We start from the raw sequence: 22,305 nt of genomic DNA, 5'->3' as shown, positions 1-22,305 counted from the left end.
ATCTACGGGGTGTGCCAGATGCGCTGCCACATCATCGCCAGCCGGCCCTTCATCGCGGCCCGCGCCTGCGGGCTGCTGTAATCGGTGCGGCGCTGCTCGGGCACGATCGGCTGCCACTGTCCGTCGGCCTGGCGGGCCACGGCGAAGTTGAAGGTGTAGTCCGGTTCCAGGCCCATGCGCAGATCGCTCAGCACCAGGGTGCCATCGACCACCTGCGCGCGCATGAAGCCGCGATTGAACCATTGCAGGCGCTGCACCGCGGGCAGGTGTGCCGTCTCGCGCAGTGCCTGCACGTTCGAGGCATGCCCTTCGAACTGCATCGGGCCGCTGTCGGCCAACAACGAACGATCGCCCACCACGTAGCCGTTGGGCGTCATCGCCACCACCTGCCACAGCAGGGTGTTGAAGGGCATCGGCACCGAGAAGCGCGGCGCATCGCCCAGGCCCATCGCGGCCAGGCTCTGCTGCGCAGCCTTGTCCACCTGCGCCTTGGCCACCAGCCCCCAGCCCAGGTAGGCACTGCTGACCAGCAGCGCCATGCCCAGCACCTTGCCGGCCCAGGGCCGCGCGCGACCGAACCAGGCCAGCACGCAGCCCAGCAGCAGCCACACGGTGTAAGCCGGGTCGATGATGAACACACTGGAGCCCATGGCAGGATGCGGCTGCAGCGGCCACCACAACTGCGTGCCGTAGACGGTGAACGCGTCCAGCAGCGGATGGGTCACCAGCGCCAGCTGGATGGCCCAGAACCAGCGCACTGGCGACTGTGCCACGCGCCCATGGCCGAAGCGTTTGAACAGCCACCAGATCGCGGCGGCCACCCAGGGCAGCACCAGCAGCGAGTGGCTGAAGCTGCGGTGCTCGACCATGTTCGCCACCGGGTCACTGGCGGTGAAACCAAGCCAGAGCGCGTCCAGGTCCGGCAGGGTGCCCAGCGCCGCGCCAGCCAACAGGGCCGCGCGGCGATGGCCGGGCGGAGCGATGGCAGCGGCTACCGCGCCACCGAGTACGATCTGGGTCAATGAGTCCATGCCGCGATGCTAGCGCGAAGGCGCGCGCAGGGTCGACGTACGGCGGAACGGCGGAACGACGGTAGAGTCGACTGTCAGTCGACTGGTCTTCCGTAATACCGCGAAAATCCCGCGCTGCGCGCGATAGTCGACTGACAGTCGACTCTACCCCTCGCGCGGCATCAGGCGGCCTGTCGGATGCGTGCGCCTGGCAACTCGACCAGGGTCCGGCCGGTGTGGTCGAGCAGGCGCAAGGCGCCGTCGTGGTCCTCGGCCAGCGCGCTCAGGCTTTCCACCCAGTCACCATCGTTGGCATAGACCAGGCCATCACGTTCGATCAGCGCCGCGCGATGGATGTGCCCGCAGACGATGCCGTCCAGCCCCCGCCGGCGCACATCGTCCAGGCCGGCCTGCACGAAGCGCTGGATGTAGCGCTCGGCGGCACTGCTGCGCCGCTTCAGGAACTCGGACAACGACCAGTAGCGCAGCCCCAGCGGGCGGCGTACCGCATTGAACAGGCGGTTGCCGGTCAGGATGCGGTAGTACAGCCAATCACCGAAGCGTTCCTGCAGTCCGCCGAAGTGGGTGACGCCGTCGTAGTCGTCGCCGTGCACCACCAGCAGGCGGCGGCCATCAGCGGTCACATGGATGGCCCGCCGGCGCACCTGCATGGCCGGCAGCATCATGCCGCAGACCTGGCGCAGCGAGGCATCGTGGTTGCCGGGAATGTAGATGATGTCGGTGCCCGCCCTGCGCAGCGCGTGCAGGGCCTGCACCACATCGCTGTGTGACTGCCGCCAGCGCGCGCTGCGGTGAGCCATCCACCACAGATCGATGATGTCGCCCACCAGATACAGCTTCTCGCAGCGCAACCGGCCCAGGAAGCCCGCCAGTTCTGCGGCGTGGCAATGCGGCGAGCCCAGGTGCACGTCAGACACGAACACGGCCCGATGGCGCGGCGGCAGCGCCGCCACCCCGCTCATGCCACCACCCCGGCATCGCGCAGGTAGCGCTTGCGCTTGTGCGGCCGGATCGCCTGCAGGTCCACCTCGATCAAGCCGTCGATGGAATCGCTGAAATCCGGATCGACACCGAAGGCCAGGAAGCGGGCACCACCGGGTTCGCACAGCTCGGTGTATTGCCGGTACAACGTCGGCACCGCCGTTCCCAGCGCGGCCAGGTTGGCCTTCAGCACCTCGAAGGCTGCAGCTGCGTCCAGTTCACCGTAGCTGGGCGGTGCGGCGAAATACTGGAACGGACGATGCGATTCGACCAGACCCTGCGCGCCACCGTGGTAGCGCTGGTAGTAGGCCACCAGCTGCTCGCGTGCATCGCGCGGCAATGCCGCACTGATGGACACCGCGCCGAACAGGTAGCGGATGCCCGGCTGGCACTGCAGGTAGGCACCGATGCCCTGCCACAGATAATCCAGGCTGCGGCTGCCCCAGTAATCGGGCACCACGAAGCTGCGGCCCAGTTCCAGCCCTTCGGCGATGCGCGGAATCGCATCGTCGGAATAGCGGAACAGCGAAGCGCTGTAGAGGCCGCCCAGGCCGCGACGGGCCAGCGCCTGGGCGCCGCGCATGATGCGGTAGGCACCGGCGATGCGCTGCGCCACCGCATCCCAGATCACGATGTGCTGGTAGTCCAGATCGAACGCGTCCAGATCGCGCGCGCGACCGGTGCCCTCGCCCACGCGGCGGAAGGTCAGTTCGCGCAGGCGCCCCAGTTCCAGCAGCAGTGGGCAACCCGCTGCGCAGCGCGCCAGCAGGATCTGCTTGCCGTCACCGGTCTGGCCCAGTTGCTGGGCCGCCGCCACCGCCCTGGCCACCTCGGCCGGCGGCAGCGGTGCGGCCAGCGGTTCCTGCGCCGGCGCGGCCGCGTCGCCGCAGCGCAGGGCGTACAGCGCGCGCCGCACCGCCAGCAGCTGGGCGCTGGCATCACCGTGGGCCAGCTGCATCGGCTGGCCGATCTGCAGCCGCAACGGGCGCCCGCGGCGGGCGAACATCTCGCGCGCCAGCAAGGCGGTGCCGGCCGGCTTGAACAACGCCGAAGCGCTGTAGAACAGCAGTGAATTGCGCGCCTGCACCCGCACCGGCAGCACCGGCGCCGACGATGCGCGGGCGAAACGGACGAAGCCACGCTGCCAGCGCCCATCGCGGATGCCGTGCACCGACAGCCGCGACACTTCACCGGCGGGGAACACGATCACACACTGTTCGGCGCCCAGCGCCTGTTCCACCGCCAGCAGACTCGCGCGCTGCACCTTGCCGCCCAGCATGCGCACCGGCAGCAGCAGCTCCTGCAGCGGCGCCAGCGCGCCCAGCAGGTCGTTGGCCACGATGCGGACATCGCGCCGCACCCGGCCCACCGCATCCAGCAGGGCCAGCGCGTCCAGCGCCCCGGACGGGTGGTTGGCCACGATCAGCAGCCGCCCCTGCGCCGGAATGCGATCCAGCGCGCCGGCTTCCAGCTGGTAGGGGCTGCCCAGGAAGTCCAGGCTGGCGGCGACGAAATCGAAGCCGCGCAGGCCTTCGCTGCGCTGCAGGAAGGCCTCGATGCGGTCCAGCCGCGACCAGCGACCGATACCGCGCAGCAGGGGCCGGGCAAGCTGCCCCCGGCGGCCATGGAACCATTCGGGGAAGCGTTGCTGGAGGCGCTGCTGCAGTTCCTGCATGGCGTGCTCGCGGGTGCCCGGCGGCCGGATTGGCGCAGAGCCTGCGCCCCGGCCAAGGCAGGCAGATGGCGGTTTGGCGGCAGAAAAATGACGGCCCTGCCCCGCGCACCCACCCGCCCGGGCGGCCCGCCAATGGTCACGCAGATGGAACACTGGCCCTGCAACATCAGGCACTTGCGCCCCGCAGGGCCTGTGAAGACGGGCACACCGCCTTAACCACCGGCAACCTGTCTGGGTTCACAATGCACAGGCGGCGCACCCCGTGTATCATGCGCGCCCATCTTTCCATCCGAATCAAGGGATATACCGCCTGATGTCCAGCTATCTCTTCACCTCCGAGTCGGTCTCCGAAGGCCATCCGGACAAGGTTGCCGACCAGATCTCCGATGCGGTGCTGGACGCGATCCTGACCCAGGACCAGCGCGCCCGCGTGGCCTGCGAAACCATGGTCAAGACCGGCGTTGCCATCGTCGCCGGTGAAATCACCACCAGCGCGTGGATCGACCTGGAAGCGCTGACCCGCAAGGTCATCACGGACATCGGCTATGACAGCTCGGACGTCGGCTTCGACGGCGCCACCTGCGGCGTGCTGAACCTGATCGGCAAGCAGTCGCCGCACATCGCCCAGGGCGTGGACCGCAAGAAGCCCGAAGAAATGGGCGCTGGCGACCAGGGCCTGATGTTCGGCTACGCCACCAACGAAACCGACAGCTACATGCCGGCGGCCATCCACCTGTCGCACCGCCTGGTGGAACAGCAGGCCAAGATCCGCAAGAAGCGCAACTCGCCGCTGTCCTGGCTGCGCCCGGATGCCAAGAGCCAGGTCACCCTGCGCTATGAAAACGGCGAAGTCTCGGCCATCGATGCGGTCGTGCTGTCGACCCAGCATGCCCCGGGCATCAAGCAGAAGGACCTGATCGAGGCCGTCCGCGAAGAGATCATCAAGCCGGTGCTGCCGGCCAAGTGGCTGCACAAGGGCACCAAGTTCCACATCAACCCGACCGGCAAGTTCGAGATCGGTGGCCCGGTGGGCGACTGCGGCCTGACCGGCCGCAAGATCATCGTCGACACCTACGGCGGCTGGGCCCGTCACGGTGGTGGCGCGTTCTCCGGCAAGGATCCGTCCAAGGTCGACCGTTCGGCTGCCTACGCGGCCCGCTACGTCGCCAAGAACGTGGTTGCCGCCGGCCTGGCCGACCGTTGCGAAGTGCAGGTCTCCTACGCCATCGGCGTGGCTGAGCCGACCTCGATTTCGGTCACCACCTTCGGCACCGGCAAGATCAGCGACGACAAGATCGAGAAGCTGATCCGCAAGCACTTCGACCTGCGCCCGTACGGCATCATCAAGATGCTGGACCTGATCCACCCGATGTACCAGCAGACCGCGGCCTACGGCCACTTCGGCCGCAAGCCGAAGGAGTTCAGCTACCTCAACGGCGAAGGCGAAACCGTCAACGCCACGGCCTTCTCCTGGGAGAAGACCGACCGCGCCGCCGCCCTGCGCGCCGACGCCAAGCTGAAGTAAAGCCGGCGGCTAGAACCGACCGGTAGAGCCGACCGGTAGAGCCGACTGTTAGTCGGCTGACCTTGCAGAAGGGCCGCGAAAGCGGCCCTTCTCTTTTGCGTAGCGTCGAGCTTGCTCGACTGCTCCTGGCATCGGCAGTCGAGCAAGCTCGACGCTACGCGGTCCATGCCCGATACAATCAGGCCATGTCGACCGAACTCAAATCCCACCAGCTGTCCATGACCGTGCTGATGTCGCCGGACATGGCCAATTTTTCCGGCAAGGTACACGGCGGTGCGATCCTGCGCCTGCTCGACCAGGTGGCCTACGCCTGCGCCAGCCGCTACGCCGGCAGCTACGTGGTTACCCTGTCGGTGGACCAGGTGATGTTCCGCCAGCCCATCGCGGTGGGTGAACTGGTCACCTTCCTGGCCTCGGTGAACTACACCGGCACCTCGTCGATGGAGATCGGCGTGAAGGTGGTGGCCGAGGACATCCTCAAGCGCAGCGTGCGCCACGCCAACAGCTGCTTCTTCACCATGGTGGCCGTGGACGAGGCCGGCAAGCCGACCGCCGTGCCGCCGCTGCAGCTGGAGAACAGCGACGAGCGCCGCCGCCACGCCGCTGCGCTCATCCGCCGCCAGCTGCGCCAGGAAATGGAACAGCGGCACCTGGAACTGCTGGCCTCCAACCCGCCGTCTCCCGAGTAGAGTCGAGCGTGCTCGACTGGGTTCTGCGTCAGTCGAGCACGCTCGACGCTACCGGCCCGCACCCACCGGGGCCGGTAGCGCCGGGCCACACCCGGCGGATGCAGACGATCAACCGGTGTTCTGCACGCCCTGCGAAACGCCGTTCACGCACGCCACCAGCGCGCGCAGCAGATCGTCATCCTCGCGCCCGCTGGCCCGCCAGCGCTGCAGCAGATCCACCTGCAGCACGCTGATCGGATCCACGTAGGGGTTGCGCAGGCGGATCGACAGCGCCAGCCGCGCATCGTGGTCCAGCAGCGTCTTCTGGCCCAGCAGCGCCAGCAGCCAGTGCCGGGTCAGTTCAAGCTCGCGCTGCACCTGCGGGAAGAACCGCCCGTGCAGATCGCCGGACAGCAGCGAGAACTGCTCGGCAATGGTGATATCGCCCTTGGACAACACCATGGCGATGTCATCCAGGAAGGTGCGGAAGAATGGCCAGTCGCGCGCCATGTCCCGCAGCGTCTGCTCATGGCCGGCATCCACAGCCGCCTGCAGGCCACTGCCCACGCCATACCAGCCGGGAATGACCGCCCGCGCCTGGCTCCAGGCAAACACCCAGGGAATCGCCCGCAGGTTGCCCAGCGCCGCGTCCTGGCCGAGCCGCCGCGAGGGCCGCGAGCCCAGCGTCATCCGCTCGATCACATCGATCGGCGTGGCGGTGCGGAAGTAGTCCATGAACTGCGGTTGGCCCACGAATGCCCGATAGACCTCGCTGCTGGCGGCAGCCACCTGGTCCATCACCGGCCGCCAGTCGTCTTCGCGTGGCTCGGCCGCACGCGGGCGCAGGCTGGCGCGCAGCACCGCGCCGGTGGACTGTTCCAGCGAGCGCAAGGCCAGCGCGCGGATGCCGTACTTGCGGTGGATCACCTCGCCCTGCTCCGTCACCCGCAGGCGGCCATCGATGCTGCCACGCGGCGAAGCATCCACCGCATGGGTCGTCTTGCCACCGCCGCGGCTGATCGAGCCGCCACGGCCGTGGAAGAAGGTCAGCCCAATGGAATGTTCGGCGGCCACTTCCAGCAGTTCTACCTGGGCGCGCTGCAGGCCCCAGCGCGATGCCGCGATGCCGCCATCCTTGCTGCTGTCCGAATAACCCAGCATCACCATCTGCACATCGCCCCGTGCGCGCAGGTGTGCGCGATACACCGGGTCGGCCAGCAGGTCCCGCAGGGTGGCAGTACCGCGCTTCAGATCGTCCACGGTTTCAAACAGCGGGGCGATATCCAGTGGCACCGCGCCCTCGTCATCGACCAGGCCGCCGCGCCGCGCCAGCGCCAGCACCGCCAGCACGTCGCTGCGGTCATGCGCCATGGAAATGATGTAGCTGCCCAAGGCATCGGCACCGTGGCGTGTGCGGGCATCGGCCAGCGCCGCGAACACGGCATCCAGGCGCGCGTTGCCTTCATCGCTGCCGGCCGGCAACGGTGTTTCGCCGCTGGCGTGCGGGCCCAGCAACCGCGCCCGGCCCAGCGCGTCCAGCGCCTGCCATGCCGCCTCACCGCCCAGCACCGCCGCCAGCGCGCGCGCATGCACGCTCGATTCCTGGCGCACGTCCAGCCGCGCCAGATGGAAGCCAAAGGTCTTCACCCGCCACAGTAGCCGCTGTACCGCAAAGCCACCGGCATGCTCGCCGCGGTTGCCACGCAGGCTGTCCAGGATCAGCTGCAGATCGTCGATCAGTTCATCCGGGCCGGCATAGGCACCGTGCGCATCGTCCAGCGTGGCCTGCAGGCGCGCACGCATGCGGTCGTTGAGCAGACGGTACGGCATGTCGGCATGGCGTGGCCGCGACTGCACCTGCGGCAACTGCTGCTGGTACTGCGCCACGCGCGCCTGCAGCGCCTCGCTCACCCCCACCCGCTCGGTGGACTGGCTGAGCAGGCTGGCCAGCTGCAGCAGTTCCTTCTGGTAACGGCCCAGCACCGCCTGGCGCTGCGCATCCAGGGTGTTGCGGATGGTGCCGGCATCCACGTTGGGGTTGCCGTCCATGTCGCCGCCTACCCAGGTGCCGAAGCGCAGCAGGCGTGGCAGCGGCAGTTCCTGCCCGTAGGTATCGCGCAGCGCCTGCTGCAGCGATTCGTACAGCACCGGGATCACCCGGTACAGCACCTGCACCAGATAGAAACCCACGTGTTCGCGTTCGTCATCCACGGTGGGCCGCACCGGCGATGAATCGGTGGTCTGCCACGAAGCGGTCAGCGCCATGCGGAAGCGCGCGGCGTCGGCGGCGGCTTCACCGGGCGTGCGCTGGCCATCCAGGTTGTCCACCAGGCTGGCCACCATCAACTGTTCTTTTTCCAGCAGCGCGCGGCGCACCGCTTCGGTGGGATGGGCGGTGAACACCGGTTCGATGTCGATGCGCGGCAACCACTGTGCCAGTTCGTCCAGGCTCACGCCCTGCGCTTTCAGGTGCTGCAGCGCGTCCTGCAGACCGTCAGGCTGCGGCGCGGCGGTACCGGCACGCTGGTAATCGCGTCGGCGGCGGATGCGGTGCACGCGCTCGGCAATGTTCACCACCTGGAAGTAGGTACTGAACGCACGCACCATGGTTTCGGCCTGCTGCGGCGTGCGCCCGGCCAGGCCCTGCGCCAGTTCGGCCAGCGGCGCCTGGTTTTCGCGGCGGGCGATGGCGCGGGTGCGCACATCCTCCACATCATCGAGGAACGCGGCGGAGACTTGTTCCACCAGCAGATCGCCAACCAGTGCGCCCAGCCGGCGCACATCATCGCGAAGCGGAAGATCGGGGGAAGCGAATTCGATGCTGCTGCGGTACTCGTTCATCGGCGACGCACGAACCTCTGGGCATGATCCGTCGCCAAGCCTACCCCAGTTCGCCGCCGTTGCTGCGGCGCGAAAATGGTTTCATCTGCACGTATCGTCCGGCTACGGATACACCCATCGCGGAAATACCGACGGGGTAGAGTCGACCGTTGGTCGACTACCGAGATCCTGCGCTGCGCGCGATAGTCGACCAACGGTCGACTCTACCTCCGGCGGCCCCCGTTGCAGGGGCCGCCATCACACACGCCTCAGCGCTTCTTCTTCGCCTTGCCCTGCGGCACCGGGCCCAGGGTCTGTTCCAGCCAGCGCTCGCTTTCGGCCAGCATGGTCATGATCGATTCGCGTGCGCGGTAGGCATGCGATTCGTTGGGCAGCATCACCAGCCGCGCGGTGCCGCCCAGGCCCTTCACCGCTGCGAACATGCGCTCGCTCTGGATCGGGAACGTGCCAGAGTTGTTGTCGTCCACGCCGTGGATGAACAGGATCGGGTCCTTGATGTCGCCGGCGTAATTGAACGGCGACATCTTCTGGTAGACGTCCTGCGCCTGCCAGTAGTTGCGTTCCTCGGCCTGGAAACCAAACGGGGTGAGCGTGCGGTTGTAGGCGCCGCTGCGGGCGATGCCGGCCTTGAACAGGCGCGTATGGGCCAGCAGGTTGGCGGTCATGAACGCACCGTAGGAATGGCCACCGATGGCGATGTGGTCACGATCGGTCACGCCACGGCGCACCACCTCGTCCACCGCGGCCTGCGCGTTGGCCACCAGCTGTTCGATGTAGGTGTCGTTGGGTTCCTTGTCGCCCTCGCCGATGATCGGCATGGTCGGGCTGGCCAGCACCACGTAGCCCTTGGCCAGGAACGCCTGCGGGCCCCAGTAGCTGACCGCGTTGAAGCGATACGGCGAATCGGTCACCTGGCTGGCCGCGGCGGCACTCTTGAACTCACCCGGGTAGGCCCACATCAGCAGCGGGCGCGGGCCATCGCGCTTGGGGTCGTAGCCCGGCGGCAGCAGCAGCGTGGCGGTCAGGTCCACGCCATCGGCACGCTTGTAGCGGATCTGCTCCTTCTGCACGCCCTTCAGCTGCGGCAGCGGGTGGGCGAAGTGGGTCAGCGCGCGCGGCGCGGCACTGGTATCGGCCAGCGACTGCACCTGGTAGTTGGCCGGCTCGTCGGGGCTTTCGCGGGTCAGCAGCAGCGAGGTGCCTTCCTGGTCCAGCAGTGCAACCGGCAACGAATAGGCCGGCGCCTGCGAATGGAACAGGCGCGTGGCCTGGCGGCTTTCGATATCGAAGCGGTCCACGAACGGACGGTCACCTTCCGGCGAAGCGCCCTGCCCGTACAGGAAGATGCTGCGGCCATCGGCGGTGGTCTGCAGGCGTGCGCGACCATTCACATCGCGCACCACGCCGGCACGGCCCGGATCGTTGTAGCGGTCCTGCGCATCGCGGTCCCACAGCAGCTGCGGCGCCTGCGCGGCATCGTCCGGGGCGATGCGCCAGGTCTTGCTGTTGCGGGTCTTCCACCACGACTCATTGAGCAGGGCCAGGTCGCCGCGGCCCCAGGTGATGCCGGCGAAACGGCTGCCCAGCTGGGCCAGGGTCACCGGCGGCTTGTCGAACGGCGCGGCCTGCATGAACACCGCATCGCGCACCTTCGCTTCGCGGTTCGGATCGCCACCGTCCTGCGCCTCGGCCCAGACCAGGGTGGCGCCGGCGTCGGCGCGCCAGCTGATGTCACGCACGCCGGTCACTTCGGCATCGTTGCCGGTCGGCAGGCCTTCCACCAGCGGCCGCACGGCCACGGTGTGGGCCAGCTGACCGTTGCGGTCCAGCACTTCGATGCGGCGCGGGAAGCTGCCCACTGGCACCACGTAGGAATACGGACGCTGCACGCGCTGACTGAGCACATAGTTGCCGTCGGGCGATACGCTGAAGTCCAGATAGATGCCCGCCGCACCCAGCGCGCGGGTCTGCCCGTCCAGGCCGACCTGCATCGGCTGGGCCTTGGCGTAGTAGTCGAACAGGCGCGCGTCGGCCTCGTTCTTCAGCAGGTCCTGGTAGGTGCGGATGGACACCACGCCGCTGCTCTTGCCGGTCTGCTGCACGGCCGGTCCGGTGGGCACGCCATCGGCCGGCGGCGGATCACCTGCACCGGCCACGCGGGTCATGACGATCAGCCCACGGCTGTCAGGCAGCCACTGGTAGCCCTCGCCGAACACCGTGTTCAGACCGGCCTGCAGGCGGCGGGCGCTGCCAGCGGCCACGTCCACCAGCCACAGTTCGTTGGCACCGCTGGCCGCGTCCACCTGGTTGAAGGCCAGCCACTTCTGGTCGGGCGACCAGGCCAGGCCGGCAATCGACAGCTGCGCCGGCAGGCCGCTGATCTGCCGCTCCTTGCCATCGGCCACGTTCATCAGCCACAGCTTCTGGCCGAAGCTGAAACGGCTGTCGGAGAAGGTACGCGGGTTGATGCGCACGCCGGCCAGCTTCAGTTCCGGCTGCGCCACCACCTGGATCGACGGCAGCGACGGCATCTGCATCAGCGCGGCCACGTCGCGGCGCGGCGACAGGGACAGCGTGGGCGCACGCGGTGCGTCCACCACCGCCTGCAGCGCGGCCGACGGCAGTTCGTAGCCTGCGGCGGCCTGGGCGGTGGCGGCCGGCGCGGTACCGGCCGACCAGGCCAGCGGCGCAACGGCCAGCAGGGCCATCGACAGAACCAGACCGGTCCAGCGCCGCTGGCGGCGCGCGTGCTTGCTCATCGTTCTTCCTGTTTCGGTGCGTGAAGACCCCGACCTTAACAGGCAGCGCCACGGCCCCCATCTGCCGATGGTTGGGGGCCGCGATATACTGGGCGTTCTCCCCTGCCGAGGGGCGCTGCGACCGGAACCCATGAGGCCCGGCCAGGCTCGGTAAGGTGGCTTTGTAACAACGGCGCCCGGCTAGATACGAGCATCTGCTCGTCCACAACCGGAGCTACTGCATGAACGCTGTTGCCAAGACCTTCTCCACCGAAGGTGACTACAAGATCCGCGACATCACCCTGGCCGACTGGGGGCGCAAGGAACTGGACATCGCCGAGCACGAGATGCCGGGCCTGATGTCGATCCGCCGCAAGCACGCCACCAGCCTGCCGCTGAAGGGCGTACGCGTGACCGGCTCGCTGCACATGACCATCCAGACCGCGGTGCTGATCGAGACCCTGAAGGACATCGGCGCCGACGTGCGCTGGGCCTCGTGCAACATCTTCTCGACCCAGGACCACGCTGCTGCGGCCATCGCCGCCACCGGCACCCCGGTGTTCGCCTGGAAGGGCGAAACCCTGGAAGAGTACTGGGACTGCACCCTGGACGCGCTGACCTTCACCCTTCCCGACGGCACCCTGACCGGCCCGGAGCTGGTGGTGGACGACGGCGGTGACGTGACCCTGCTGATCCACAAGGGCTACGAGCTGGAAAACGGCAGCGACTGGGTCAACACCGCTTCGTCCTCGCACGAAGAACAGGTCATCAAGAACCTGCTCAAGCGCGTTGCCACCGAGCGCCCGGGTTACTGGGGCCGCGTGGTGAAGGACTGGAAGGGCGTCTCCGAAGAGACCACCACCGGCGTGCACCGCCTGTACCAGCTGGCCCAGGCCGGCACCCTGCTGATCCCGGCGATCAACGTCAACGACTCGGTCACCAAGAGCAAGTTCGACAACCTGTACGGCTGCCGTGAATCGCTGGCCGATGGCCTGAAGCGCGCGATGGACGTAATGCTGGCCGGCAAGGTCGCCGTGGTCTGCGGCTACGGTGACGTGGGCAAGGGCTGCGCCGCCTCGCTGCGTGCCTACGGCGCGCGCGTGATCGTCACCGAGATCGACCCGATCTGCGCCCTGCAGGCGGCGATGGAAGGCTACGAAGTCAACACCATCGAATCGACCCTGGGCCGTGCCGACCTGTACGTCACCACCACCGGCAACAAGGACATCATCCGCATCGAGCACCTGAGCGCGATGAAGGACCAGGCCATCGTCTGCAACATCGGCCACTTCGACAACGAAATCCAGGTCGATGCGCTGGTGGCGTTCCCGGGCGTGAAGCACGTGAACATCAAGCCGCAGGTGGACAAGTACATCTTCCCCAACGGTAATGCGATCTTCCTGCTGGCCGAAGGCCGCCTGGTGAACCTGGGCTGCGCCACCGGCCACCCGAGCTTCGTCATGTCCAACTCGTTCGCCAACCAGACCCTGGCCCAGATCGACCTGTGGGCCAACAAGGACAGCTACGAGAAGAAGGTCTACCTGCTGCCCAAGCACCTGGACGAAGAAGTGGCCCGCCTGCACCTGGAAAAGATCGGTGTGAAGCTGACCACCCTGACCCAGGAACAGGCCGACTACATCGGCGTGCCGGTGCAGGGCCCGTTCAAGCCGGACCACTACCGCTACTGATCGGCCGATGCAGCCACGCATGGCGTGGCTCTACAAAAGCTGCGGGTCGGATCCCTTTCCGCAGGAAAGGGCTCTGACCCCCGCAACGGATTTACACAGAACGGGCGCCTTCGGGCGCCCGTTTTGTGTTCCGCGCGCCCTGTCACAGAGCCCTACGAAGTCGCTTGCTACGCTTTCCCCCCCCTGCGGCCCCCGCCGCAGGTGTTCCAGTGCCCAGCCCGCTCCGTGCGGCCGCCACGGCGCCCCCGTTCCATGGTTCGCCCCATGCCTGCCGCCCGCAGGCCATGCGCCAGGACGCAGACATCAAAGGATCGACATGCAGCGCAGCAGTGAACGTATGACCCGGGCCCTGAAGCCCCTGATGACCCTGTGCTGGGTGGCCCTGCTGGCCGCCTGCACCCCGCCGTCCAGCGACGCCCAGGCCACCGCCCCGGCGGCGGCCAGCGAAGCGGCGGGTGCCGATGGCAAGGGCGCCACCGCCCCGGCTGCGGCCCCTGCAGGCAGCACCGCCTGTGCCGATGGCGCATCGCCGGCGCAGACCCTGATCTGCAAGGATCCGGCCCTGACCGGCCTGGACGCGGACCTGGGCAAGGCCCTGGCCACCGCACAGGCCACCCTGGACAGTGCAGGCCAGACCAGGCTGCAGGCCGAGCAGCAGCGCTGGGTCCAGCACACGCGCGACCTGTGCGGCGACGCACAGTGCCTGCAGCAGGTGTTCGCCGACCGCATCAAGGTGCTGACCGCCACCCGTGACGGCCTGGTCGACCAGGATGCCTGCGAAACGCCCGACGGCCAGCAGCAGTGCGTGGACACGCTGGTCCTGCGCGACCCCAACAGCCAGCTGGCAGCCTTCAATACGCTGCTGGGCGAAAACGGCCAGGAAGGCCGCCTGCTGGGCTGCAGCGCCGCCACCAACATGGGCGGCGGCCCCAACGCCCTGCTGGCGGCCAACTGCACCCAGGAAACCACCGCCGGCAAGCGCAACGTGCAGCTGTGCAGCAACCAGATGGTGGGCCAGTTCGCGCTGGAGCCGGCACCGGCCGCCTACGGCACCCAGGCCACCCGCCAGCTGCTCGGCTTCACCCAGCAGCACTGCGCCGGCTGAGATCCGCCGGGCGCGCCCGGCTCTTTTTCCCTCTTTGAAGGACCATGACCATGGCAACGGATTCCACGCTTACCCGCGAACAGCTGTCCACGCTGTTCCTCAACACCGAGCTGGGCGGCAACACCCGCCACCTGGACCACTTCGCATACGCGCAGAAGGGCGCCAGCACCTACTCGTTCGGGCTGGTGCAGTTCGACGTCGGCGGCAACCCGCAGGCCCGGCGCTTCCTGCGCGACAACGGCTTCACCGCCGGTGACATCGAACTGCTGTCGCAGCAGGGCGGGCTGAGCACCCAGCAGCTGGCGGCGCTCGACGCCAAGCTGCAGGCCATTCCGCAGGCGAAGATGGACGAGCTCACCAACGCCAAGCTGGACAGCGCCATCGAGCGCGTCGACGACGCCATCGCCAAGGTGCGTGCCACCAACCCGGCCGCCGCCGATGCCATCGCGGCCAACCCGGAACTGCAGCTGGCCATGGCCGACTACGACAACCAGTTCGGCAGCATGGGCCCGCAGTTCATCAACTATCTGGCCGGCAACGCGGAAAAGCTGCAGGGCGGCACCATCCAGGCCGGCAATCCGCCGACCCGTGGCGACGTGCAGAACTTCGTCGATGCCACCAAGTACGGCATCCAGGCGCCGGGCGCCGTGGCCAGCCGCGATGAGCGCTTCGACCGGGCCATGACCCAGATCGGCATCACTCCCACCCATGCCCCCTCGCACGGTTCGCCCGGAACGCCTGCGGGCAACGGCGTGCTGGTCAACGGCAGCAAGGGCGATGAGGTGCAGGCCATGCAGCAGAAGCTGTCGGACCTGGGCTACCTGGGCAAGGACGGCAAGCCGCTGGTGGCCGATGGCGATTTCGGCCCCGGCACCCTGGAAGCGGTCAAGCAGTTCCAGCGCGACCACCAGCTCACTGTCGACGGCAAGGCGGGCGGCGACACGCTGGGCGCGCTGGATGCAGCCACCCAGCAGCGCGCGCAGGCGTTCGAACAGGAACGCGCAGCGGCCGAACCGACCATGGCCAGCCCGGGCCACGCCGACAACCCGCGTTACCAGCAGGTCGTGGAAAAGCTGGAAGCGCTGGAAGAACAGCGCCGCCAGGGCGGTCTGTCGCCACTGTTCAATGACCGCAACCAGCTCGAGAACGCTGCTGGCCAGGTGGCTTACGAGTCCAAGGTGGCCGGCATGAGCCAGGTCGACACCGTGCTGGCGCGGCCGGACAACCAGGGCGTGTTCGCGGTGCAGGGCCAGCTCGGCGATCCCGCCATGCACCGCACCTACGTCGACCTGTCGCAGGCGGTGAACCAGAACCTGCAGGACAGCACGCGGCAGAGCCAGGCGCTGGACAACGAACTGTCGCAGCGGCAGACCCAGGAACAGATGCAGACCCAGCAGTCGATGTCGCGCTGATTCCGCGTAACGGGGTCGGATACCTTCCCAGCGGAAAGGGCTCCGACCCCATGGCCTGGATCTACATGCGCTGCCGGTCATCGTGCAGCGCAGTCTGGCACCGTGCGGCGAAGTCGCACCGCCAGGCCTCCAGGTCGAAGCCTTCGCGCTGCTGGAAGGAAACAGTCTCGCTGCTCAACACGTAGCAGCGGTTCTGGCTCACACGCAGTGCCGCCAGCGTGTCGCCCGCCTGCCAGCACTGATCAATGCACGCCTGCATCAGCGCATAGTCCGGGTTGGTCTTGGCGCCACCGAAGCCGAATCCCATCTGCTGGGCCATCTCCAGCACAGGATCGCCACCTGCATCGGCTGCACGCAGGGTACGCAGCACACCGGGCTCGGGAATGCCAAACGCCCAGTTCGCCAGAATGGCGGCACGTGCCGCCGCCACCGCCTCCGCATGCTGGCCCAGGCGCATCTGCTGCCCCGCCAGCATCGCCCATGCCCGCTGCAGCTCAGGAAAGCGGCTGCAGGCCTCCTGCAGCAGCGCGATCGCCTGGGCCGGCTCAGCAGCCTGTACATGCCGCTGCGCGCGCTCGATCAAGGGCAACGGCGATTCCGCATCCGGGACCGCGTGCTCATGCGGCGCCCCGCCCGCATCGTCGTCTTCCTCCGCGCCACCGGCATCCAGCCATTGCGCGAAGACATCCAGCGAGGAATGGCGGAAGACCATGCGCCCTTCGTCATGGAACATTTCGCAGACCACGGGCGGCTCAGCCTCGCGACCCAATGGCCAGTAAAGACCGAACTGATCACCGTTGCCCAGCGCACCTTCGGCGATCGGCCAGAAGCCCTGCGGTGGGTAGGGCCCCGCGCACGGCTCGCTATCCAGGGTCAGGCCATGAAGCAGGTGCGGTGCGCGCATGATGAGATTCCAGACGGTGTGCAGCGCGCATTATCGCAGGGGCCCACCAGTAGCCTCGGTCAAGGCAGGCCCGCGCCTGCGCGCTACGATGTACGCATGACCCCCGCCATCAATCTCCTCAAGCGCGAGAAGATCACCCACACCGTGCGCAGCTACGTGCACGATGCCCACGCCGCCTCCTATGGCAGCGAAGCCGTGGAAAAGCTCGGCCTGGACCCGGCACAGGTGTTCAAGACCCTGCTGGCCAGCACCGAAACCCACGAGCTGCTGGTGGCCATCGTGCCGGTGGCCGGCCAGCTGGACCTGAAGGCGCTGGCCGAAGCCGCGGGTTGCAAGAAGTGCGAAATGGCCACTGCCGATGCCGCACAGCGCGCGACCGGCTATCTGGTCGGTGGCATCAGCCCGCTGGGGCAGAAGAAGCGCCTGCGTACCTTCCTCGATGCCAGTGCGGAACCGCTGCACACGCTGCACGTCAGCGCCGGCCGTCGCGGCCTGGAAGTGGAACTGGCACCGCGCGATCTGCTGCAGCTCACCGGCGGACGCTTCGCCGCCATCGGCAAGGCGCGCTGATGCGCTGGCCGTGGTCTGCGGCGCCAGCCCCCGTTCTCGACCATGCCCAGGCGCAGGCGCTGCTGCAGGACCTGTTGTCAGGCGACGGCGAACGCATCACCGACGCCGCGCGTACGACCGCCCGCCTGTTCGATGCCGCGTCGCTGGATGCGCTGGCACCGCATGCGGCGTTGATCGAGCAGCGCAGCGCGGGCATTGCGCTGGGCGGCATGCTGGTCAGCAACCAGGCGCACCTGAAGGCGGCGCTGCAGCGGCTGCGTTACTGGCAAGCGGCCACTGGCTGCCTGTGTGCACTCAACCCCAGCTATCCGTTCTTCGACCCTCGTCGTCTGATCGAACACGGGCAAATGCAGCTGCTGTCGCTTGACGCAGCGGAGGATGGCTGGGGCGACTGCCACAGCGTCGCCTGCACCCTCTGCGGCCAGCACTGGCAGGCCATCGACCGCGAGTATCACTATCCGTGGTGGGAGTGGAAGGCCGCCGCCCAGCCCTGAACGGATCAGTTGAGTTTGAAGTCAACCGTATCGCGCACCAGGCTCATGGAAGCCGGCTTTCCCGGTGCCTCGTACTCATAGCGCCATGCACGGGCATGCTTGAGTGCGGCCTCATCCAGCAGCGGGTGACCCGTGGACCGGGCCACGATGATCGCCTGCGGCTTGCCCTGCGCATCCAGTAGAAGCGTCAGCTCGACGCGCCCCTCCTGCTGCTCGCGAATGGCGGCAGGGGGATAGAACGGTATCGAGAACGGCTGACGTTTGTGCCAGCTCCTGCCCGTGGAAATCAACGGCGTGCTGGATGCCAACGGGCAGCGCGCGGGCAGCTGCAGTGCCAAGCGTACCGGTGATGTTTCACCCACGGAGATGGCCGGCGCGCTGCAGGCGATGACCGACACCGCCTGCAACATTGCCTGCTGGCGTGCCAGCGCGGCTGCATCATCGGCTTCGGCATGGAAGGTGCACCGCCCTGCTTCCGCCTGGGACCGCAGCGCGTCAACGCCGGCATCGCGAATCGCGGTCATATCGGACAAGCCGCCGCAGGCAGCCCCTGCCTCGTATCGTGCTGCCGAACCGTCACAGGCTGCCAATAGCGCCGAAACGCACAGCGCAATCGGCATCCATGAGCGAACCGTCCTGTTGTGTTCCATGTTGTGCTCCATGCGTTCAACCGACGACATGGTAGCGCCCCCGCCGTCCTTGCCACGTTCACCTTGCGGCAGGCATCCCCCTACGGCCGCCAGTTGGCGTTGTTTTCCCAGAATTCCACCGAACGCCGGTACGCCTCGCGGTCCAGCGGCACGCCGGAACCGCCCTCCTCCACGCCCAGCGCATTGCGCATCATGGTGATCGGGGCCATCGGCACCTCTTCCGGCTCGGCGGTGTAGATGCAGCCGACGATGCCCCAGTCGGCTTCGATCGGCGAGCCTTCCTTCGCCAGCTGCTCGGCGCTGTACAGGATCACCACCAGATAATTCGCGCGCGGCGATTCCACACCCTCGAACCAGCGCACCAGGACCGGCAGCTCCTCGCGGTTGCGCGCTTCATAGCCGCTGCGCAGCAGGTGCCGGTTGGCATCAGTGACCGGCACGGTCAGGCAGCGCGTGCTGGTCCAGTTCTCGTAGACGAACAGCTTGCAGAACGGCGCATAGCCATCCAGCACCTTGAACGGCGCGTGCGCGTTCAGGTGCGCCTGGAACTGCTCGGCGCTGACGTCCTGGATGGTGTTGCCACGCGGCACGCGCGGGAACAGGCGGGGACGGGCGAATTCGGTGAGGACGATGGACATGGTGTGGTGGCAGCAGAAGGTCCAGCACAGAGTAACCGCCGCGGCCCGGCCGAGGGGCCGCGAACCGAAGGTCACTGGCGCCAGGGCCGCCATTGTCGCACCCTGCCGGTGACCTCCTGCAAGGATCGCTGGCTCATGGAAGCAGCACGCGCATTGTCCTCCTCCCCTCGCCGCCGCTGGAAGCGATTGGCCTTGGTATTCACCGCCAGCCTGGCAACGCCTCCCTTGCTGTTCGCCGCCGCATTGTTCTGGCCACTGCAGGCACCGCCGAAGCCCGAAACCGGCAACAGCCGGGTAATCGTGAATGTGCGGGTGCTGGATGTGGTGAACGGACAGGCCAGCGAACCCACCACAGTGACGGTACGCGAAGGCCGCATCGCTGCCATTGGCGATGCGACCCCGGATCCGGCGCTACCAGTGCTTGATGCCGGCGGCCGTTGGCTGTCGCCGGGATTCTGGGACATGCACACCCACGCCTTGCAGCTGTCACCCCAGCTCCAATTCCCAATGATGCTGGCCAACGGCATCACCGGCACACGCGACATGATGGATTGCCCGCAGCGCACTGATCCATTGATCGCCTGCGTGGCCGACAAGCGCCGCTGGACCGCCCAGGCCATTGCAGGGCAGCAGGTCGCGCCCCGCTTCGTGCAGGTGGCCAGCTTCTACTTCGAAGACCCCGAGATGCGGGCAGATGAAGCGATGCGCCGTGCACGCGAATACGATGCCCGCGGCATCGATGCACTGAAGGTCTACAACCGGTTGCGCGCGGATACCTACCAACAGCTGGCTGTCGAGGCACAGCGCCTGCAGCGTCCGCTGGTCGGCCACCTGCCCAAGGCGGTCCAGTTACAGGATGCGCTGCAGGCCGGCCAGCGGAGCTTCGAGCACGCGCATATATTTCCCCGCCAATGCTTCGACAATGCCACGCAATGGCGCGAAGGCAAGCTCGATGGTGAGGATCCAACGGCGCTGGCCGAGCAGATGGTCGCAGGTCACCAGTCCGCAGTCTGCGAGGAAGCGTTCGCGGTGATGCACGCCAGTGGTGCCGTGTTCGTGCCCACCCATGTTACCCGCGAGGAAGATGCGCGCGCCCGTGATCCGGCCTTCATCAACGACCCGCGCTTGGTATATCTGGATCCATTGTCGCGCTGGGCCTGGCGCGATGATCTTCAAGCTACGGTCGCACGTTATCCCGGCCCCCGTGGCGATGCCGCACTGCAGGCGTACTTCCGCCATGGCCTTGCGTTGACCGGCGCCGCCCATCGCGCTGGCGTGCGGGTACTGGTCGGCACCGACACCGGCCTGGGCGGATTCCGCTACCACGATGAACTGCAATGGCTGCAGCAGGCCGGCCTGGGCCAGGCCGATGTGCTGCGCGCCGCCACACTGCAGGCCGCGCGTCACTTGGAACTGCAGTCCGTGCACGGCAGTGTGGCGGTAGGCAAAGCAGCCGACCTGGTGCTGCTCGACGGCAATCCCCTGCAGGACATCCGCAATACCCGCCGCATCCATGCGGTGCTGCTCGCAGGCCATCTTTACGACCGCCCGCGCCTGGATGCGCTGCTGGACCATGCGCGCGCGCAGGCACGTTCTCCGGCGGTAATGGCGAGGCTGCTCTGGGGCTTCCTCACCAGCCCGGTCAGTGCCGAGTTGTGAGTGCCGGCGGAGCGGGGTCCGCGGTTGCGATTCAGGAGCAACGGCCCGGCAGCCGGGTGAACGGTCGCTCGCGACGGGCCAGTTCTTCACGCCCTGCAACTTCACATCTATCTTGATGGAGAGATATACTAGACCGCACCCGCCGCCACTGCCCGTGCCATGACCGCCATCAGCTTCGAGTTCTACCCGCCCAAGACCGATGAGCAGCGTGGCCAGCTGGACCGTGCCGCCGCCCGGTTGAAGGCCTACGCGCCCGACTATGTGTCCTGTACCTTCGGCGCCGGTGGCTCCACGCTCAGCTACACCTCCGAAACGGTGCGCCACCTCAACCAGCACCATGGTTTCGACGCGGCACCCCACCTGTCCTGTGTGGGCGGCACCCGCCAGGAGATCCGCGAGCTGCTGAAGCTGTACCGCGCCATCGGCTGCCGCCGGCTGGTCGCACTGCGCGGCGACCTGCCCTCGGGCATGGGGTTTCCCGGCGACATGCGCTACGCCGCTGAACTGATCGCCTTCATCCGTGCCGAACACGGCGACGCCTTCCACATTGAAGTGGGCGCCTACCCGGAAACCCACCCGCAGGCGTCGGATGCGTTGGCCGACCTGCGGCATTTCAAGGCCAAGATCGATGCCGGCGCCGATGCCGCCATCACCCAGTACTTTTTCAACGCCGATGCGTATTTCCACTTCGTGGATGCCGTGCGCAAGCTGGGCGTGACGGTGCCGATCGTGCCGGGCATCATGCCCATCGCCAACTTCAGCCAGCTTCGCCGCTTTTCCGAACAGTGCGGCGCCGAAATCCCGCGCTGGATCAGCCGCAAGATGCAGGCATACGGCGACGATGCCGAATCGGTGCGGGCGTTCGGTGCCGAGGTGGTCTCCGGGCTGTGCCAGCGTCTGGTGGACGGCGGCGCGCCGGGCCTGCACTTCTACACCCTGAACCTGGCCAAGCCGACGGTGTCGGTGCTGAAGCTGTTGCAGGGCTGATTACGCACAACTTTGTCGGCATCGGCGTTACGCTGGGCCCATGAACCTCGCAATTCCCGCCGTGCTGGCTGTCGTGCTGGCCAGTCTGCCGGTGCTGGCCCACGCGCAGGCCACGCGCTTGAACCGCTGTACCGATGCGCAGGGCCAGAGCGTGTACACCGACCGCCCCTGCGACAGCCTGGGCGCGCGGTCGCGGCAACCGCCGCCCGCACCGGCCGGTGCCACCGCGCAGCGCGACACACTGGGTGCGCAGTGCCCGCGCCGGCTGAGCGAGCTGGTGCAGGCGGTGCAGACCGCCGTGGCGACCGGCGATGTGAATCGGCTGTCGTCGCTGTATCTGTGGGGTGCGGTGTCCGATGCAGGAGCGCAGCGCATCCTGGGGCAGCTGGAATCGGTTGTGCGGCGCCCGCTGGTGGATGTGGTGCCGGTGTACCCGCAGCAGGCGGTGGATGAGGGTCAGAGCCCTGCGGTGCAGGGATCCGACCCTGAGGACGCTGAGACACCTGTGCGCCGGCACCCGGTGGGGCTGCGGCTGGAGCAGACGCTGCCGGGCAGCGCTACGCGCGCGGCCACGGTGGTGGGGTTGCGGCGGCAGTACGGGTGTTTCTGGATCACCCTTTGAGATCGCATCCACCGGTGGGGTCGGATCCGCGCGCAGCGCGGCTCTGACCCTGCCTCAACCTCTGGCAACCTCTGGGGTCAGAGCCGCGCTGCGCGCGGATCCGACCCCTCAGGCGCC

Annotated in this window: 18 protein-coding genes and 1 riboswitch; of the genes, 10 read left to right on the top strand and 8 right to left on the bottom strand. The window is 67.7% G+C overall.

Annotated elements, in window-relative coordinates:
• Positions 1–2 precede the first annotated feature (2 nt).
• The 3 genes from G4G00_RS01545 to G4G00_RS01535 form a co-directional block, all read right to left on the bottom strand.
• Positions 3–1,031 carry a metal-dependent hydrolase gene (locus G4G00_RS01545; RefSeq protein ID WP_164270894.1) on the bottom strand — a complete coding sequence of 343 codons (1,029 nt, stop codon included), beginning with the start codon at positions 1,029–1,031 and terminating at the stop codon, positions 3–5.
• 161 nt (positions 1,032–1,192) lie between these two features.
• Positions 1,193–1,993 (bottom strand): UDP-2,3-diacylglucosamine diphosphatase, encoded by an 801-nt coding sequence (locus tag G4G00_RS01540; protein WP_108752203.1) that lies wholly within the window; start codon positions 1,991–1,993, stop codon positions 1,193–1,195.
• Positions 1,990–3,687: a GNAT family N-acyltransferase gene (locus tag G4G00_RS01535; protein WP_108752202.1), complete on the bottom strand. Its 1,698-nt coding sequence runs from the start codon at positions 3,685–3,687 to the stop codon at positions 1,990–1,992. The genes G4G00_RS01540 and G4G00_RS01535 overlap by 4 nt, the downstream gene beginning before the upstream one ends.
• A 313-nt stretch (positions 3,688–4,000) precedes the next feature.
• Here G4G00_RS01535 and metK point away from each other — a divergent pair, with 313 nt between their 5' ends.
• Together metK and G4G00_RS01525 are read left to right on the top strand one after the other, a co-directional pair.
• On the top strand, positions 4,001–5,212 hold the full coding sequence (gene metK, locus G4G00_RS01530; RefSeq protein WP_108748558.1) for a methionine adenosyltransferase: 1,212 nt from the start codon (positions 4,001–4,003) through the stop codon (positions 5,210–5,212).
• A gap of 185 nt (positions 5,213–5,397) precedes the next feature.
• A complete protein-coding gene (locus tag G4G00_RS01525; protein ID WP_108761260.1) occupies positions 5,398–5,901 on the top strand; it encodes an acyl-CoA thioesterase in 504 nt (167 codons plus the stop codon).
• A gap of 108 nt (positions 5,902–6,009) precedes the next feature.
• On the opposite strand, the gene ppc is transcribed toward G4G00_RS01525, so the two are convergent.
• Both ppc and G4G00_RS01515 read right to left on the bottom strand, forming a co-directional pair.
• Positions 6,010–8,721 carry a phosphoenolpyruvate carboxylase gene (gene ppc / locus G4G00_RS01520; protein ID WP_108752200.1) on the bottom strand — a complete coding sequence of 904 codons (2,712 nt, stop codon included), beginning with the start codon at positions 8,719–8,721 and terminating at the stop codon, positions 6,010–6,012.
• A 248-nt stretch (positions 8,722–8,969) separates the two neighbouring features.
• Complete coding sequence (locus G4G00_RS01515) at positions 8,970–11,480, bottom strand: prolyl oligopeptidase family serine peptidase (protein WP_164270892.1); 2,511 nt, start codon at positions 11,478–11,480, stop codon at positions 8,970–8,972.
• A 101-nt stretch (positions 11,481–11,581) separates the two neighbouring features.
• A riboswitch (S-adenosyl-L-homocysteine riboswitch) is annotated at positions 11,582–11,665 on the top strand.
• Between the two features lie 36 nt (positions 11,666–11,701).
• Here G4G00_RS01515 and ahcY point away from each other — a divergent pair.
• From ahcY to G4G00_RS01500, 3 genes are all read left to right on the top strand, one after another.
• Positions 11,702–13,147, top strand: a complete 1,446-nt coding sequence (gene ahcY, locus G4G00_RS01510; protein WP_108752198.1) for an adenosylhomocysteinase — start codon at positions 11,702–11,704, stop codon at positions 13,145–13,147.
• A 337-nt stretch (positions 13,148–13,484) separates the two neighbouring features.
• Positions 13,485–14,252, top strand: coding sequence for a lysozyme inhibitor LprI family protein (locus G4G00_RS01505; protein ID WP_240336063.1), 768 nt, complete (start codon positions 13,485–13,487; stop codon positions 14,250–14,252).
• Between the two features lie 50 nt (positions 14,253–14,302).
• Positions 14,303–15,664, top strand: coding sequence for a peptidoglycan-binding domain-containing protein (locus G4G00_RS01500; protein ID WP_240336062.1), 1,362 nt, complete (start codon positions 14,303–14,305; stop codon positions 15,662–15,664).
• A 61-nt stretch (positions 15,665–15,725) separates the two neighbouring features.
• Here G4G00_RS01500 and G4G00_RS01495 read toward each other — a convergent pair whose 3' ends face one another.
• Positions 15,726–16,568: a hypothetical protein gene (locus G4G00_RS01495; protein WP_164270886.1), complete on the bottom strand. Its 843-nt coding sequence runs from the start codon at positions 16,566–16,568 to the stop codon at positions 15,726–15,728.
• A gap of 96 nt (positions 16,569–16,664) precedes the next feature.
• On the opposite strand from G4G00_RS01495, the gene ybaK reads away from it, so the two are divergent.
• Positions 16,665–17,138, top strand: a complete 474-nt coding sequence (gene ybaK, locus G4G00_RS01490; protein WP_108752194.1) for a Cys-tRNA(Pro) deacylase — start codon at positions 16,665–16,667, stop codon at positions 17,136–17,138.
• Complete coding sequence (locus G4G00_RS01485; RefSeq protein WP_108752193.1) at positions 17,138–17,632, top strand: hypothetical protein; 495 nt, start codon at positions 17,138–17,140, stop codon at positions 17,630–17,632. The genes ybaK and G4G00_RS01485 overlap by 1 nt, the downstream gene beginning before the upstream one ends.
• A 5-nt stretch (positions 17,633–17,637) precedes the next feature.
• Here the strand turns inward: G4G00_RS01485 and G4G00_RS01480 are convergent, their stop codons facing one another.
• Positions 17,638–18,282, bottom strand: coding sequence for an energy transducer TonB (locus tag G4G00_RS01480; protein WP_159093942.1), 645 nt, complete (start codon positions 18,280–18,282; stop codon positions 17,638–17,640).
• A gap of 80 nt (positions 18,283–18,362) precedes the next feature.
• On the bottom strand, positions 18,363–18,920 hold the full coding sequence (locus G4G00_RS01475) for a DUF3228 family protein (RefSeq protein ID WP_108752191.1): 558 nt from the start codon (positions 18,918–18,920) through the stop codon (positions 18,363–18,365).
• Between the two features lie 135 nt (positions 18,921–19,055).
• On the opposite strand from G4G00_RS01475, the gene G4G00_RS01470 reads away from it, so the two are divergent.
• From G4G00_RS01470 to G4G00_RS01460, 3 genes are all read left to right on the top strand, one after another.
• Positions 19,056–20,579, top strand: a complete 1,524-nt coding sequence (locus G4G00_RS01470) for an amidohydrolase family protein (RefSeq protein ID WP_164270884.1) — start codon at positions 19,056–19,058, stop codon at positions 20,577–20,579.
• A gap of 159 nt (positions 20,580–20,738) precedes the next feature.
• The gene (gene metF, locus G4G00_RS01465) at positions 20,739–21,566 is read left to right on the top strand and encodes a methylenetetrahydrofolate reductase [NAD(P)H] (protein WP_164270882.1); all 828 of its coding nucleotides are present in this window, start codon (positions 20,739–20,741) and stop codon (positions 21,564–21,566) included.
• A gap of 40 nt (positions 21,567–21,606) precedes the next feature.
• Positions 21,607–22,188 carry a DUF4124 domain-containing protein gene (locus tag G4G00_RS01460; protein ID WP_108752188.1) on the top strand — a complete coding sequence of 194 codons (582 nt, stop codon included), beginning with the start codon at positions 21,607–21,609 and terminating at the stop codon, positions 22,186–22,188.
• Positions 22,189–22,305: the final 117 nt, after the last annotated feature.

The organism is Stenotrophomonas sp. B1-1 (genome assembly GCF_010894375.1).
Classification (GTDB): Bacteria; Pseudomonadota; Gammaproteobacteria; order Xanthomonadales; family Xanthomonadaceae; genus Stenotrophomonas.
Note: the sequence above shows the minus strand (reverse complement) of the source record. Positions and strands in the feature narration are given on the sequence as shown.

What these genes read in the sequence shown, in the direction of transcription:
- G4G00_RS01545 (WP_164270894.1), bottom strand. Translation starts at nt 1,031, where the DNA reads ATGGACTCATTGACCCAGATCGTACTCGGTGGCGCGGTAGCCGCTGCC.
- G4G00_RS01540 (WP_108752203.1), bottom strand. Translation starts at nt 1,993, where the DNA reads ATGAGCGGGGTGGCGGCGCTGCCGCCGCGCCATCGGGCCGTGTTCGTG.
- G4G00_RS01535 (WP_108752202.1), bottom strand. Translation starts at nt 3,687, where the DNA reads ATGCAGGAACTGCAGCAGCGCCTCCAGCAACGCTTCCCCGAATGGTTC.
- metK (WP_108748558.1), top strand. Translation starts at nt 4,001, where the DNA reads ATGTCCAGCTATCTCTTCACCTCCGAGTCGGTCTCCGAAGGCCATCCG.
- G4G00_RS01525 (WP_108761260.1), top strand. Translation starts at nt 5,398, where the DNA reads ATGTCGACCGAACTCAAATCCCACCAGCTGTCCATGACCGTGCTGATG.
- ppc (WP_108752200.1), bottom strand. Translation starts at nt 8,721, where the DNA reads ATGAACGAGTACCGCAGCAGCATCGAATTCGCTTCCCCCGATCTTCCG.
- G4G00_RS01515 (WP_164270892.1), bottom strand. Translation starts at nt 11,480, where the DNA reads ATGAGCAAGCACGCGCGCCGCCAGCGGCGCTGGACCGGTCTGGTTCTG.
- ahcY (WP_108752198.1), top strand. Translation starts at nt 11,702, where the DNA reads ATGAACGCTGTTGCCAAGACCTTCTCCACCGAAGGTGACTACAAGATC.
- G4G00_RS01505 (WP_240336063.1), top strand. Translation starts at nt 13,485, where the DNA reads ATGACCCGGGCCCTGAAGCCCCTGATGACCCTGTGCTGGGTGGCCCTG.
- G4G00_RS01500 (WP_240336062.1), top strand. Translation starts at nt 14,303, where the DNA reads ATGGCAACGGATTCCACGCTTACCCGCGAACAGCTGTCCACGCTGTTC.
- G4G00_RS01495 (WP_164270886.1), bottom strand. Translation starts at nt 16,568, where the DNA reads ATGCGCGCACCGCACCTGCTTCATGGCCTGACCCTGGATAGCGAGCCG.
- ybaK (WP_108752194.1), top strand. Translation starts at nt 16,665, where the DNA reads ATGACCCCCGCCATCAATCTCCTCAAGCGCGAGAAGATCACCCACACC.
- G4G00_RS01485 (WP_108752193.1), top strand. Translation starts at nt 17,138, where the DNA reads ATGCGCTGGCCGTGGTCTGCGGCGCCAGCCCCCGTTCTCGACCATGCC.
- G4G00_RS01480 (WP_159093942.1), bottom strand. Translation starts at nt 18,282, where the DNA reads ATGGAACACAACAGGACGGTTCGCTCATGGATGCCGATTGCGCTGTGC.
- G4G00_RS01475 (WP_108752191.1), bottom strand. Translation starts at nt 18,920, where the DNA reads ATGTCCATCGTCCTCACCGAATTCGCCCGTCCCCGCCTGTTCCCGCGC.
- G4G00_RS01470 (WP_164270884.1), top strand. Translation starts at nt 19,056, where the DNA reads ATGGAAGCAGCACGCGCATTGTCCTCCTCCCCTCGCCGCCGCTGGAAG.
- metF (WP_164270882.1), top strand. Translation starts at nt 20,739, where the DNA reads ATGACCGCCATCAGCTTCGAGTTCTACCCGCCCAAGACCGATGAGCAG.
- G4G00_RS01460 (WP_108752188.1), top strand. Translation starts at nt 21,607, where the DNA reads ATGAACCTCGCAATTCCCGCCGTGCTGGCTGTCGTGCTGGCCAGTCTG.